Origin of the sequence: Comamonas sp. 26 (assembly GCF_002754475.1) — a bacterium.
Classification (GTDB): domain Bacteria; phylum Pseudomonadota; class Gammaproteobacteria; order Burkholderiales; family Burkholderiaceae_C; genus Comamonas.
This window is the reverse complement of sequence record NZ_PEFL01000003.1, coordinates 115188-128748: the sequence shown is the minus strand read 5'-3', so window position 1 is coordinate 128748 and position 13561 is coordinate 115188. Positions and strand designations below refer to the sequence as shown.

11 protein-coding genes are annotated in these 13561 nt (G+C 59.3%); 3 read left to right on the top strand and 8 right to left on the bottom strand.

Features of this window, described 5'->3' with window-relative positions; genetic code table 11:
• Positions 1 to 128 precede the first annotated feature (128 nt).
• Positions 129 to 1067 (bottom strand): LysR substrate-binding domain-containing protein, encoded by a 939-nt coding sequence (locus CLU84_RS18790; RefSeq protein WP_099739318.1) that lies wholly within the window; start codon positions 1065 to 1067, stop codon positions 129 to 131.
• 53 nt (positions 1068 to 1120) lie between these two features.
• Between CLU84_RS18790 and mnmA the strand changes: the two genes are divergently transcribed.
• Entirely contained in the window at positions 1121 to 2251 is a 1131-nt protein-coding gene (mnmA, locus tag CLU84_RS18785) for a tRNA 2-thiouridine(34) synthase MnmA (RefSeq protein WP_099739315.1), read from the top strand.
• Here the strand turns inward: mnmA and CLU84_RS18780 are convergent.
• The 3 genes from CLU84_RS18780 to CLU84_RS18770 all read right to left on the bottom strand — a co-directional run bounded on the left by CLU84_RS18780 (position 2245) and on the right by CLU84_RS18770 (position 6087).
• Complete coding sequence (locus CLU84_RS18780) at positions 2245 to 3441, bottom strand: transcriptional regulator (protein WP_099739313.1); 1197 nt, start codon at positions 3439 to 3441, stop codon at positions 2245 to 2247. The two genes, mnmA and CLU84_RS18780, sit on opposite strands and share 7 nt — an antisense overlap.
• 9 nt (positions 3442 to 3450) lie before the next feature.
• A complete protein-coding gene (locus tag CLU84_RS18775; RefSeq protein ID WP_233210311.1) occupies positions 3451 to 5280 on the bottom strand; it encodes a 7TM diverse intracellular signaling domain-containing protein in 1830 nt (609 codons plus the stop codon).
• A gap of 114 nt (positions 5281 to 5394) precedes the next feature.
• Entirely contained in the window at positions 5395 to 6087 is a 693-nt protein-coding gene (locus tag CLU84_RS18770) for a response regulator transcription factor (protein ID WP_099739309.1), read from the bottom strand.
• 286 nt (positions 6088 to 6373) lie between these two features.
• Between CLU84_RS18770 and CLU84_RS18765 the strand changes: the two genes are divergently transcribed.
• Positions 6374 to 7066: a TerC family protein gene (locus CLU84_RS18765; RefSeq protein WP_099739307.1), complete on the top strand. Its 693-nt coding sequence runs from the start codon at positions 6374 to 6376 to the stop codon at positions 7064 to 7066.
• Positions 7067 to 7135: 69 nt separating this feature from the next.
• Here CLU84_RS18765 and CLU84_RS18760 read toward each other — a convergent pair whose 3' ends face one another.
• From CLU84_RS18760 to CLU84_RS18745, 4 genes are all read right to left on the bottom strand, one after another.
• Positions 7136 to 7561, bottom strand: a complete 426-nt coding sequence (locus tag CLU84_RS18760; protein WP_099739304.1) for a barstar family protein — start codon at positions 7559 to 7561, stop codon at positions 7136 to 7138.
• A 142-nt stretch (positions 7562 to 7703) separates the two neighbouring features.
• Positions 7704 to 8123: a ribonuclease domain-containing protein gene (locus CLU84_RS18755; RefSeq protein WP_099739302.1), complete on the bottom strand. Its 420-nt coding sequence runs from the start codon at positions 8121 to 8123 to the stop codon at positions 7704 to 7706.
• Between the two features lie 210 nt (positions 8124 to 8333).
• On the bottom strand, positions 8334 to 9824 hold the full coding sequence (gene putP / locus CLU84_RS18750) for a sodium/proline symporter PutP (protein ID WP_099739299.1): 1491 nt from the start codon (positions 9822 to 9824) through the stop codon (positions 8334 to 8336).
• Positions 9825 to 9989: 165 nt separating this feature from the next.
• On the bottom strand, positions 9990 to 12545 hold the full coding sequence (locus tag CLU84_RS18745; protein WP_369826887.1) for a transglycosylase domain-containing protein: 2556 nt from the start codon (positions 12543 to 12545) through the stop codon (positions 9990 to 9992).
• 221 nt (positions 12546 to 12766) lie between these two features.
• On the opposite strand from CLU84_RS18745, the gene CLU84_RS18740 reads away from it, so the two are divergent.
• Positions 12767 to 13261, top strand: coding sequence for a glutathione peroxidase (locus CLU84_RS18740; RefSeq protein WP_099739294.1), 495 nt, complete (start codon positions 12767 to 12769; stop codon positions 13259 to 13261).
• Positions 13262 to 13561 lie beyond the last annotated feature (300 nt).

Below are 13561 nucleotides of genomic sequence, written 5' to 3'. Positions count from 1 at the left end.
ATGAGGTGAGAGCGTTTCGGCACAACAAAGTTGCTGTGGAAATTACGTAAGAAGCACGCTGCAATTCAGAACTTGCATTTCTGGCTCTTGCTGCATTGCAGCGGCCGAGGCAGAGCCAGAGCCATATCTCAATCGGTGAGCGTAGCCCCCACCCAGCCCCCTGACCTCACCAGTTGGCGCGCGCAGTCCATCAGCACCACGCGTGCGGCCAGAGCGGCAGGGGAGAGTTCATCGTCTGACAGGCTGCACAGCGCAGCCTTGCGGCGCACGGATTCATCGGCAATTTGCGACCACTGAAAGCGTTCGGCGGCATCGCGGTACATGCCCACGGCTGACCAGGGCTGGACGGTGGCACCCATGCCGGCGTCCACGGCTTCCATCAGCAGGGTCAGTGAGTCGATTTCCATGGCCATCTGCGACTGAAAGCCCGCGCTGCTGAACGAGGCCATGATGGAGCTGCGCAGGCCATGGCTGCCCGAGGGCAGTATGAGGGGCACTTGCTGCAGCTGCTGCAGGCTGATGGGCGCTTCGTGTGTGATCTGCGGCGCCACGGGCTGCTGGCGCGACTGGATGAGGAAGAGCCGCTCTTCCAGCAGCGGTAGCACGCTCCAGCGGCGGGCTGACTGCGTATCAAAAAGAATAGCTAGATCCAGTTGTCTGGCGTTGAGAAGACTCGTTAAATGCCCCGAAAGTGCAGACACCATGTGCAGGCGCACATCGGGGTAGCGCTCGCGCATGGCGCGCATCAGCGGCAGGCCCAGCACATTGGCGATGGTGGGAGACAGACCCATGCTGACGGCACCCGACAGCCGCGCTTGCTGGGCGGCGTGAATGGCCTGCGTGGCGTGGCGCAGGGTGAGCTGGGCTTCATGAAAAAAGGCCTGGCCCGCTTCGGTGGGGATGACGCCGCGCGGTGTGCGCTGCAGCAAGCGGGTGGAGAGTTCGGACTCCAGGCGGCTGATCTGCTGGCTGAGCGCGGATTGCACCATGTCCAGATCCAGCGCGGCGCGGCTCATGGAGCCCAGTTCAACAATTCGTACAAAGTAGCGCAGCTGGCGCAGTTCCATGGCAAATCCTCACACCCGCAGCAGTTGACGGGCGCTGGGATAATCGCATACCTATGAGCAACAAGCAGCGTGTCGTGGTGGGTTTGTCGGGCGGTGTGGATTCCGCCGTGACCGCCTATCTTTTGAAAAAGCAGGGCCATGAGGTGGTCGGCATCTTCATGAAGAACTGGGAAGATGACGACGACAGCGAGTTCTGTTCGTCCAATATCGACTTTGTGGATGCTGCGGCGGTGGCGGATGTGATCGGCATCGAGATTGAACATGTCAATTTCGCGGCTGACTACAAGGACCGTGTGTTCGCCGAGTTTTTGCGCGAATACCAGGCAGGCCGCACGCCCAACCCGGACGTGCTGTGCAATGCCGAAATCAAGTTCAAGGCCTTTCTGGACCACGCCCTGAGACTGGGTGCCGAGAAGATCGCCACCGGCCACTACGCTCGCGTGCGCCAGAACCCCGATACGCAGCTGTTTGAGCTGCTCAAGGGTCTGGATAACAGCAAGGACCAGAGCTACTTTTTGCACCGCCTGAATCAGACGCAGCTGTCAAAAGCCATGTTCCCTGTGGGCGAGTTGGAAAAGACCGAGGTGCGCCGCATTGCGGAAGAGATTGGTCTGCCCAATGCCAAGAAGAAGGACTCCACCGGCATTTGCTTTATCGGTGAGCGCCCGTTCCGCGACTTTCTGAATCGCTACATCAGCAAAGAGCCGGGCCTGATTCTTGACGACCGCAACCGCAAGCTGGGCAAGCATGTAGGCCTGTCGTTCTACACGCTGGGTCAGCGCTCGGGTCTGGGCATTGGCGGCGTGAAGGAAAAGGGCGCTGCCCGTGGTGCGGGCGAGCATGCACCGTGGTTCGTGGCCGCCAAGGAGCTGGACAAGAACATCCTGCGCGTGGTGCAGGGGCATGACCATCCGCTGCTGCTGTCACATGCACTGGTGGCCGATCAGGTCAGCTGGGTGGCAGGCCATGCACCGGCTGAGGGCAAGGAGTACGGCTCCAAGACCCGCTACCGTCAACCGGATTCGCCCGCTTTGATTTCCAAGGCGACGGCTGATGGCTTTCGTCTGGACTTCCCAGAGGCGCAATGGGCCGTCACGCCTGGCCAGTCTGCCGTGCTGTATGACGGCGATGTCTGCCTAGGCGGCGGCATCATTGCGCAGGTGGACCCTGACGCGGCTCAGTAATCCCGGTTTTCGTCAAACCATTGCTGGGCCTGCTCTTCCGTCAGGCCCAGTGATTGGGCCGCTGGCAGCTGCGCTAGCTGGTTCACGGCCTGTCCCAGGTCTTCACGCTCAGTGGTTTCTATGCCTTTGACGGTGTTGAAGCGGCTGGTGAAGCCGACCAGCGTCGTTTGCACATCGCTAAGGCTCTGGGCTACGCTCAGTTGCTGCTCTGCCAGATCGTAGGCCGCATGTCCCATCTTGGCGCGGGCTGCGGGCCAGCTGGTAAATGGTCGCCCATATTCTTTGGCCCACCATTCAGGCTTGCGCAACTGGCTGATGGATGCATGCTCTGCCGAGGGGCGTTCTTTGGCGCGGTCCTTGAGTTGCTGGCGCAGGCATTTGCCGGTGGCTTCTTCCACGTTGTAGGCGACAAAGAAGTCCAGCTCAGGCCATGTCTGCAATGCGGGCAGCCCCTGCAGATGGGGCATCAAGCGCAGGGATAGCGCCTTGAGCTGTGTACAGCTTGAAAGTAGGGCTAAATCACTGTGATTACCCCACAGAGCAAGCGATTTAAGCTCTGAAAATTGCAGCAGGCTTTGCAGCGAAATAGCCTGCTTTCCAGCGCCGTTGCTCAGTTCCAGTGCGCTGACTTTCTTCAAAGCGCCCATATCCGGCAACTGCAACGGTGCATCGGCGGGTTTTTTGCTGGTGGCGGGGTTCAGACTCAAGCTGTCAGGCAGGCCGCCTGTCACCGTGATCTGACTCAGTTGGTCATGCAGATGCAGTCGCAAGCCTTGCTCTGGCAGTTTCAGATGGATGTGGCCGCGATTACCCTGTTGAAGGTGGATGCTCAGCTCACGGATTTTCGACTGGCTGGCATCGATATGCATATCTTGCTGCAGCTGCGGGTACCAGGTAAAGCCTTCGATGGGGCGGCGCTGCGCCCAGGCAAAAAAGCCGCTGTCATTGCCTGCATAGTAAAAATTGCGCGGCCATGGCGATCCTGCGGGCGTGGCAAAAGGGTCAAAGCAAGGCCATAGTACGGAGGCATCGGCGGCCAGCCACAAATCTGCTTTGGGCAGTTGCTCTTTGGGGCCAAAGCTCAGGCTGCCCTGGCCGGGGCTGGTCTTGAGTTTGTGGGGGGCACCTTGCGTGAGCTGCAGAGGGAAGATGCCGTCTTCATGCGGGGTTCCGTCGATCAATATGGGCATTCGGCCAGCTTAGCGCAGTGACCAGACGGACTCGGGTGACGAGGGTGTCTGTGGCGCAGGGATAGACGTCGATACCTTGCCGTGCAGCGGCAGGTGAGCCCTTAGCGCTGTACCACCGGGGCTGGATTGCACATCCAGCGTGCCTTGCAAACGCTCCAGCCGCGCCAGCATGCTGCGCATGCCCACTCCCATGCTGTTGATCTGTGTGCTGTGCACATCAAAGCCCACGCCGTTGTCCATGATCTGTAACTGCAGCACTTGTGAGGCAGGAATATCCAGGCGTATCTGGACTTTGCTGGCATGGCTGTGTTTGATGACATTGGTCAGGGCTTCTTCCAGCACGCGGGTCAGTGTCAGGCATTGAATGGGGCTGGGCGTACGGCTCCAGTGCATGGGTAGCTCCCACTTCACCTGAATGTCCAGCTCCTCAAACAGCCGCGCAAAGCGGTGGCGCAGCGGTGCAAGCCATTGCGTCGGGGTTTCGGGCACTTGAACGGTGGCGCTGGTGCCTGCGTCAATCAGTTGGCGCAGGTCGTCACGCATGAGCTTGAGCATGGACAGCACCTGCTTGTTGGGCAGGGGCGTGCTGGTTTGCTCCACCAGCGCAATAGAGCGCACCAGAGAGCCGCCCAGACTGTCGTGCAGGTCTTGCGAGATGCGCAGCCTTTCTTGCAGGCGGGAATGGCTGAGCGCCAGCTTGTGCTCGCGCTCCAGCGTCTGGCTCAGGTCGTCGCAGGCCTGTGTGACGGTAATGCTCAGCTCGTGGTTGAAGCGCTCGATGCGGCGCATATTGAGCATGATCTGCCGCCCCAGCACCCAGGCCACTACCAGCATGTTCAGCAGGGTGGTGTAGGGGGTCAGCGGGTGATTGTGTTCCAGGGCCTTGTGCAGCAGCAAAATGTCGTGCAGACCTATGACCAGATAGAGCAAAAAGCAGGCGCTGAAGATGATGTGCATGGGTGCACGCGTCTGCATGGCCCGCAAGGGAAACAGCAGGCAGACCAGAGCGCAAATAATGAACATCACAAGCCAGATGAAGCTAGTTATGGTCATTTGATCATCGGGCAGCAGCAGAGTCGCCAAGGCTGCAAGGCCGCAGAAACCAGCCAGCACTCGCTCGACCCGTGGCAGCCGCAGCTCGCCAAAACGCAGCGTAAAAAGGCAGAAGGTGTAGGTGAAAGCGATAAACGTCAGCAGGTTGGAGCGAGCAATGGCCTGCGAGCTAGGAAAAATCCAGGGCTCTGTCATCAAAATATGGCACAGCATCAGCGCCCAGCACAGCAGGTTGAGCGAATACCAGCCATAGACCTTCTGGTTGCGGTTATAGAACCAGGCAAAGGCAAACAGCAGGGACAGCACGGCGCAGACCGTGAGGCAGATCAGGTAGATCGTGCGCATATTCCAGGTGGCAGATGTCGTCCACTCCTTGAGTTCTTCCGGGTGGCCGATGCGCAGCCGGCTCAGCCCCGGCGTCTGCGAGCTGATGCCGTGAATGCGGACCCAGACGCTATTGCCCTGCTCTTTGAGCAAGGCCTCGGGCAGCAGCCAGTAGCGCGGCATGTTCCAGCTGCGGCTCAGCGGCTCTACCAGCGACCTGTCGCGCCAGATCAGCTCGGAGTTGACGAAGACCTCGCCTGCCAGCGCCATGTTGATGATGGCCAGCGCCACGGGCTGATCGCGTCCGCAGGGGCTTTCCCAGTCCACGCGGTACCAGGCGGCGCCGTCATAGCCGGGCCAGCGCTGGTTCCAATCGTCCAGAAACCCCACATCCGTCCATTGCAATGTGGCTGCGCTGGGTGGTGGCCCCTCTTGCAAGGCCTTGGCGGATTGCCGAGCCACGATTTTTGGCTCGCAAAACAGGCTCCGTGGCGTTGCGTCTTGCGCCCACCCCATGCAATGGCTCAGTCCCAGCATGAGTGCTAGTAGCAGGCGAAGCATGTGAGGGCGGGGGTCTTAGCTCAGCAAACCGCGAGCTCTTGCTTCGCTGATTGCTTTGGTGCGTGATGGAACGGCCAGCTTGCGGTAAATATTCTTCACATGGCATTCCACCGTATAGCGCGACAGGAACAGCGTTTCGGCAATTTCGCGGTTGGTCATGCCGTCGGCCACCAGCTTGAGAATTTGAATTTCCCGGGCACTGAGCACGGCTTCGGGCGGTACGTCTTTTTGCGCCTCGGTGGAGGCTGGTGCCTGCAGCTCAGCAATGATGCGCCGCGCAATAAAGGGATCGATCGGAGCGCCGCCGCGCAGCACGCTGCGGATGGAGAGCATGACCTCCAGATCGTCGCGCTCCTTGAGTACATAGCCATTGGCCCCTGCGCGCAAGGCCGAGAGAATGGCGTCTTCCGTGCTCCAGGCCGATATGACCAGAATGCCCATGCCGGGGTCAGCGGCTCGCAGCTGGCGGATCAGGTCAATGCCGTTGCCATCAGGCAGGCCCAGATCGACAAGTGCCATGGCCACCGGATGCTCTGCCAGCTGCGCCCGCGCCTGCGCCAGGCTGGTGGTAAAAATCAGAGCCTCACTGTCATAGCCCAGGCTGCGCAAAATGCTCTCCAGCCGATTGCGGATCAGGGGCTCATCCTCCACCACGATCAAGGGGCTGGGGAGGGTGGACTCAGTGGGAATGGGAAAGCTCTCTGCCATGAAGGAATCCAACTTTATATTTATGACACGAACTGTTACCGATATCAGGAATTCTGGGAATCACTGAAAACTGGTAATTTCAAAAATTCGTCGCGTTTCGTGCGCTTAAAACGCCTGAAGTGCTTCACAAGCCTGAAATTCCCATGATGCATGAAGCAATACGCCGACAGCTCATTTTGATACCGGGTGGCTAAACTTTCCCGTATTGCTATGCGCGCCTGACACTGAATGTCAGGCGTTTGTCCGGTCACAGTGGCTCGGACATAGAAATCAGGAATATTTCCCCATGGATGCTTTGCTTGGAGCCGATTTCTGGATCGGCCTGTTCAAAATTGTCTGGATCGACATCATCCTCTCTGGTGATAACGCGGTGGTGATTGCGCTGGCCACGCGTGGTTTGCCGCCTGAGCAGCAAAAGAAGGCGGTGATGTTCGGCTCAGGTGCTGCGGTGTTGTTGCGGGTTGCGCTCACCGTGATCGCTGCAAAGTTGATGCAGCTGCCGTTTGTTGAAGTGATTGGCGGCCTGCTGCTGCTGTGGATAGGCATGGGCCTGCTCAAGAGTGAAGATGATGCCGCAGACTCTGGCAATGCCGTCAAGCAAGGCATGCTGGCGGCGGTACGCACCATCTTGCTGGCAGACTTTGTGATGAGTCTGGATAACGTGATTGCGGTGGCAGCTGCCGCTGGTGGCAATGTGCTGCTGCTGATTCTAGGTCTGGCCATCAGCATTCCGCTGGTGGTCTTTGGCTCCACGCTGATGATCAAGCTCATGGCGCGCTTCCCGATCATCGTGACTCTGGGCGCGGCGCTGATTGGCTGGGTGGCTGGTGAAACCATTACCAATGACCATGTGCTGCAAGGCTTTGTGCAGGAGCACCCATGGGTGCACTACGCGGCGGCAGCGGGGGGAGCTGTGCTGGTGATTTTGCTGGGGAAGTGGATGCAGACCAGAGCGACAGCTCAGTCCAAGAACGGCTGAGCCTTATCAGGCTCTGAAATCAAAAACGCCCGCATTGGATGCGGGCGTTTTGCTATGTATTTCGATAGCTCAGAGGAACGAGTAAAAGCAGCGGAAACTCACCTTGCGCTCGGCCCAGAACTCCGCCGTGTCACGGAATACGTCCAGCAACTGCTCGCGCACTTCCTTGTCGAACTTGGGCGTAGTGGGAATCTGATCGAGCACCACGATAAAGCCGGGTTGTGGGCCGGATTTATGAATCGGGTCGGTCATGCAGTCATACAGCGCATCCCAGTTCTTGCCGAAATGGGCAGGCAGGAAGAACTGGGTCGCCAGCAGCTCGAAGATATCGGCCTTGGTCTGCGCATGCGCGAGATTGGCATAGAGAAAGTGAGCGCCCAAAGTCTCAGCGGCGGCTTGTAAATCAGGGATGCGATAGGCGCGAATGGATTGAACAATGTTCGTACGAACATTGCGCAAAGGGGTATCCGACGGCTTACGAAGTGGCGTGTCCATCTCCGTGATTCTTTCTAAAAACATCAATACTGGTGGCAGCAGCGGTACTGACAGACCTGTAGGCGATCTGCGCAAACCACGGCTGCGGAATTCAAAAGGGCAAAAGCCGGGGGGTGAAAGGCTCGCAGGCCGTCTTCAAGATTCATTGGACGATCTGTTGAAAGCTGTTGTAGTGGTCGCCGGTATAAAAACAGGCGTCTGGCAACTGGGGCTCCAGGCCTCCACAGACGATGCGTCGCGCGCCGCGATTTCTGGCACCGGGAGTGCGTACCGTGTATTCGCGGTAGTAGCCCCGTGACTGGCGCGGCAGTATGCGTTCGCGGTTGCCGAAGACTGAGCCATCTTTGTCGCTGCTGAAGGGGCCACCCTGCAGAATGCGAGCATAGGTGGTGCGGCCATCGCGCGGCAAATCGGCCAGCGTAATCGTTTCAAACCCGGGGGCGGTGGTGCTGACCTCAGGCGCTTTGCGCGCCAACGCCGAGGGGGATGCAAGCGCAAAAGCGGCACCCAACATCAACGCTAAACCCGTCTGATACACCTTGGCTGCAGCGGCCTTGAGCATTCACTAAACCTTTCAGAATCTCAGGTAATGCCTGAAATTTCGACCCGCAAGTGTGACGGATAGGCATCAAAATTGCAAGGCGTGCCTGTTTTTTATACAGCGCGAGAGTGGCTGTTTGCTGTCGATGAATGAGCGTCTTCTGATTGCCTACCCTGGAAAAAAGCCCTGCAGGCGTGGGCCATGCAGGGCTTGTGCGGAGGTTGAAAACGCTTATTCGCCGTGGGCGGCGATTTCTGCCTCTACCTCTTTGTGTTTGGCAGCGATGCTGGCGGATGGTGCTTTGTCCAGCAGGCTGAATACTACGATTGCGATAGCAGACAGCGCAAATCCAGGAACGATTTCATAGAGTTTGAACCACTGAAAGTGCTGCCAGACCAGCACCGTGACTGCGCCGACGATCATGCCGGCCAGAGCGCCATTGCGCGTCATGCGGCTCCAGAGCAGCGAGATCAGCACCAGCGGGCCAAAGGCCGCACCAAAGCCCGCCCATGCGTTGCTGACCATGCCCAGTACCTTGGCGTCGGGGTCCTGAGCGATGGCGATAGCAATCAAGGCAATGGCAAACACCATGGCACGGCCGAACCAGACCAGTTGCTTCTGGCTGGCGTTCTTGTTCAAAAAGGTTTTGTAGATGTCCTGCGTGAGCGCGCTGGAGCACACCAGCAACTGGCAAGACAGGGTGCTCATCACGGCAGCCAGCACGGCGGCCAGCAGCACGCCAGCAATCCATGGGTTGAACAGCAGCTTGGTAACTTCAAGGAACACGTTTTCGCTGTTGGCATTCACGCCTGCGGCCAGATCAGGGCGGCTGGCAAAGAAGGCAATACCGAAGAAGCCCACGGCCACGGCGCCGCCAAGGCACAGCACCATCCACGTCATGCCGATGCGGCGGGCGTTGGGGATGGTCTTGAGCGACTCAGCCGCCATGAAGCGCACCAGAATATGGGGCTGACCAAAGTAGCCCAGACCCCATGCCAGCAGCGAGATGATGGCAATCGCCCCATGGCCCTTGAACATGTCAAAAGCGCCGCTGCGTGCGGTTTCAATGATGGCCGTGCTGGGGCCAATGCCGCCGTCGGAATAGATCACCATCAGCGGGGCCAGAATCAGCGCCGTAATCATCAGCGCGGCCTGAATGGTGTCTGTCCAGCTCACGGCCAGAAAGCCGCCGATGAACACATAGGCCATGGTGGCCACGGCACCCACCCACAGGGCGGTCTGGTAGCTCATGCCGAACATGCTCTCAAACAGGCGGGCACCGGCCACTACGCCCGAAGCGCAGTAGATGGTGAAGAACACCAGAATCACCAGTGCGGTCACGATGCGCAGCAGGCTGCTTTGGTCTTCAAAGCGGTTGGTGAAGTAGTCGGGCAGCGTCAGCGCATTGCCCACCTTCTCGGTATAGACGCGCAGGCGCGCCGCCACAAAGCGCCAGTTGAACCATGCGCCAATGCACAGGCCAATGGCAATCCACGAAGCGGACAGCCCTTGGGTAAACACGGCACCGGGCAGACCCATGAGCAGCCAGCCGCTCATGTCCGATGCGCCCGCCGACAAGGCGGTGACCACCGGGCCCAGACTGCGTCCGCCCAGAATGTAGTCAGACAGATTGGTCGTGGCTTTGTAGCCTGCCCAGCCGATGAACAGCATGCCCAGCAGGTAGATGGCAAAGGTGACGAGGGTTGGCGTATTGGCGGTCATGTCGGCTCCGGATAGGCGCTTTGCGCTATCAACATGTGAGTGTTATGTTGAGCGAAAACAAATCCGCCAGGGGGCCCCTGGGTGAGAGGCAACCTGGCGGATGTCAGACGTCAATTGGACCAGCTATTCGACAGCCCAGTAGCGTATGTGGCTGAAAGGCAGTGCCTACCTTGAATCGGCGGGTGCATTCAGCGGTGCTGCAGGCGGCAGCGCCGTGCCTATATCGCTCCAGTTGGATGGTGCTGGCATCCTGGCGGCTGCTGAGGGCTGAGCGGGCACTGGTGCAGACAATGCATCGCTGGGCGCCAGCCCCGGGCTGCTGTCCAGATCGGGCGGCTGACCATTGCGATCAGGGCTGGCTGGCGGGGTGGAGGATGAGTTGGCAGAGGGCGGCGCAGCAGGCGTGCTCTCGATGATGTCGGCATCGCTGCCCTTGCTTTGCGGCGCAGGGGCAGAAGGCGCGGCTGGCGTGGCGCGCTCATGCTTGTCGCTGACCTCTTCATCGCTGCTGCTCCATTCCTGCACCTTATCCCGCAGGCGGCCCACCAGATCGCTCCACCAGTGCGAGGTATTGGGCTCTGTAAAGTGGGCCTTGGCATTGAGCATGGGACTGCGCAGCGCGCGGGACATGAAGTCGCCCACCATGGGCAGGGCGCTGCGCGAGCCTTGACCCCACTGGTCGCTCTTGAGGCTGATGCGCGAGTCATTGAAGCCCGCCCATGCGCCGGCCACGATCTGTGGGTGCATGAGGATGAACCAGCCGTCCGCATTGCCCTGTGTGGTGCCAGTCTTGCCCGCCACATCAGCGCGAATGCCGTACTGCTTGCGAATGGCGCGGCCCGTGCCCTTGTCGATGACGGCGCGCATCATCTCCAGCAGGCCGTAGTTCTCTTCCTCGTCCCAGACCACATCGGGCTTGGGTGGGGTGAACTCCGCCAGCAGTTCTCCATCGGCGTTCTCAATACGTGTGACCAGTTGTGGGGGGGTGTAGCGGCCCGAGTTGGCAATGCTGCCGTAGGCGTTGACCATCTCCAGCAGCGTCACGGGGCTGGAGCCCAGCGCCAGCGAGGGCACAGCCTCCAGCGGGCTCTGGCGCACGCCAAGGGCACGCGCCAGCTTGATCACGCGGTCCATGCCCACTTCTTGCCCCAGCTCGGCGGTGATGGTGTTCTTGGAGTAGGCCAGCGCATCGGTCAGCGTGATGGGCATGCCCGTGGGGGCCACGGCATCGCTGGGGCACCAGACCTCGCCGCCGGGCAGCTTGATCTCCACTTCCTGATCCTTGCGCGTGTCGCTTGGCTTGGCACCTTGTTGCAGGGCCGCGCCATACACAAAGGGCTTGAAGGTGGAGCCGGGCTGACGGCGGGCCTGCGCCACATGGTCAAACGCATCCAGCGCATAGTCGCGGCTGCCCACCCAGGCCAGCACCGCGGATGTACGCGGGTCCATGGCCAGAAAGCCGGCCTGCACGCGGGTCTTGTCCTCGCGCAGCTTTTTCATGAAGGGCTTATCGGACAGCAGCTTCTTGATGGCGTCTTCCTCGCTCACCGCTTCGGCTTTGCCCGTGCGGGTGAGCTTGCGGAACTCATCGCTCTCGCGCACCAGTTGCAGCACCAGTGGGTTGTCGGTGCTCCAGCCATCGCGGTGGCTCCAGTTGGTGTTGGCAATGCCTTGCAGCGTGTTCATCTGGCGGTTCACCGCCTGCTGCGCCCAGTTCTGCAGGCGCGAATCCAGCGTGGTGCGCACCACCAGACCATCGGTGTAGATGTTGTAGTCGTGCTTGTCCGCCCATGCGATCAGCCATTTGCGCAGCTGCTGCGAAAAATGCGGTGCCATGCCGGTGGGCTCTTCCTGGCGCTCAAAGTCCAGCCGCATGGGGCGCTTTTTCAGGCGCTCAAACTCTTCGTCTTTCAGTTCGCCGCGCTTGACCATCTGGCTCAGCACGGTGTTGCGCCGGGCAATGGCACGGTCCGGGTTGATGACGGGGTTGTAGTAGGCATTGCCCTTGAGCATGCCTACCAGCGTGGCGCTTTCCAGCACCGTCAGCTTGGCGGCTGGTTTGTCGAAATACGTGCGCGCTGCCATCTCAATGCCGTAGGCGTTATAGAGAAAGGGCACGGTGTTGAGATAGGTTTCGAGAATCTCGTCCTTGGTATAGAGTGCCTCAATCTTGAAGGCGGTGATCGCTTCCTTGAGCTTGCGGTTGATATTGCGCGCGCGGCCTATCTCTGTGGGGTAGAGGTTGCGCGCCAACTGCTGGGTGATGGTGGAGCCGCCCTGTGGATTGCCGTTGAGCGTATGAATGACGGATCCCGCCGTACGGGTGAAGTCCATGCCGTGGTGCTCATAAAAGCGGTGGTCTTCAGTAGCGACAAGCGCCTTCACCACGGCGGGCGAGATCTGCTCCAGCGGCACCCACTGGCGGTTGCTGCGCTTGAATTCGCCCAGCAGCTTGCCGTCTGCACTCAAGATTTGGGCCGGCTGATCGAGCTTGGCCTTGCGGATATCGCTGATGCTGGGCGTGAACGGAATCAGCAGCAGCACATAGACGATGAACAGCACCGGCAGCGCCACTGCCAATCGCAGCCACTCACGCCGCGTGGGCCAGCGACGCCACCAGGGCAGGGCCTCAACGCGCTGACCCAGCGCAGAAGCACGAGCGCGCGACCACAGTGCCGAGGCACGCGGAACCCATTTTTCTTTTAATTCGTTCAAGGACAAACGCACGTTGCATGGTGGCCCGCCAAGGGCCGCAAGAAGGCAAGACTGCGAAGAATGCCCAAAAAACAGGCGCTCTGCTTGCGGTGATAGTTTTTTCTATGGTCGCAGCCCCGGTATTGTCTGCCTAGCCTGCGCAGACAGGGTTGTTTCTGGCTGTGAGAGCCAATATAAGCTGCATTAAGCTTGGCCCTTCACATCGCAGCAGCGACAGGAGCCCCAGCATGAGCAACACCGCCCACAGCCTCTACGACTTTGAAGCCACTGACATTCAGGGCCGCAGCGTGCCCCTGTCGCAGTACAAGGGCAAGGCGCTGCTGATTGTGAACACCGCCAGCGCCTGCGGCTTCACGCCCCAGTACAAAGGGCTGCAGGCCTTGCATGAGCAATATGGCGACCAGGGCTTGGTGGTACTGGGCTTCCCCTGCAACCAGTTTGGTGCCCAGGAGAAAGGCACGGACGATGAAATCGCCAGCTTCTGCGAGCTGAACTTCGGCGTCAGCTTTCCTCTCATGCACAAGATCGACGTCAACGGCGACGGCGCGCACCCGCTATACCGCTGGCTCACGGCGCAGGCACCGGGTGTACTGGGCACCAAATCCATTAAATGGAACTTCACCAAATTTCTGGTGGGCCGTGATGGCCAGGTGATTCGCCGTTACGCCCCCCAGGACAAGCCCGAGAAACTGGCTGCCGATATTCAGACGGCGCTGGCCTGATTGATCAAAATTAATGTCTGCATCGCTTGTTAATAAAGCGATGCAGCCTTTTTGCTATTTTTTGCACTATTGCTGCTAATTGCCAGCAGGTAATACCTTGCGCGCGAATGCAGCGAAGTCGCTGTCAGCACACTTAGGGTGGCTCTAGCCGTCAAATTTTGATATTCGTTTAATCATTGTTCTAAAAATAGAACTGTGAATAGGAATATTGTTGACTTTTGCCTTCTTTGTTCTGAATTTATACTTTGTACGATGTTTAATTGATCGTTAACGTCTATCGGTTGACGGTCTTCAAAAGCG

Excerpts from the sequence above, each read along its gene's own strand:
- CLU84_RS18790 (WP_099739318.1), bottom strand. The coding sequence starts at position 1,067 with ATGGAACTGCGCCAGCTGCGCTACTTTGTACGAATTGTTGAACTGGGC.
- mnmA (WP_099739315.1), top strand. The coding sequence starts at position 1,121 with ATGAGCAACAAGCAGCGTGTCGTGGTGGGTTTGTCGGGCGGTGTGGAT.
- CLU84_RS18780 (WP_099739313.1), bottom strand. The coding sequence starts at position 3,441 with ATGCCCATATTGATCGACGGAACCCCGCATGAAGACGGCATCTTCCCT.
- CLU84_RS18770 (WP_099739309.1), bottom strand. The coding sequence starts at position 6,087 with ATGGCAGAGAGCTTTCCCATTCCCACTGAGTCCACCCTCCCCAGCCCC.
- CLU84_RS18765 (WP_099739307.1), top strand. The coding sequence starts at position 6,374 with ATGGATGCTTTGCTTGGAGCCGATTTCTGGATCGGCCTGTTCAAAATT.
- CLU84_RS18760 (WP_099739304.1), bottom strand. The coding sequence starts at position 7,561 with ATGGACACGCCACTTCGTAAGCCGTCGGATACCCCTTTGCGCAATGTT.
- CLU84_RS18755 (WP_099739302.1), bottom strand. The coding sequence starts at position 8,123 with ATGCTCAAGGCCGCTGCAGCCAAGGTGTATCAGACGGGTTTAGCGTTG.
- putP (WP_099739299.1), bottom strand. The coding sequence starts at position 9,824 with ATGACCGCCAATACGCCAACCCTCGTCACCTTTGCCATCTACCTGCTG.
- CLU84_RS18740 (WP_099739294.1), top strand. The coding sequence starts at position 12,767 with ATGAGCAACACCGCCCACAGCCTCTACGACTTTGAAGCCACTGACATT.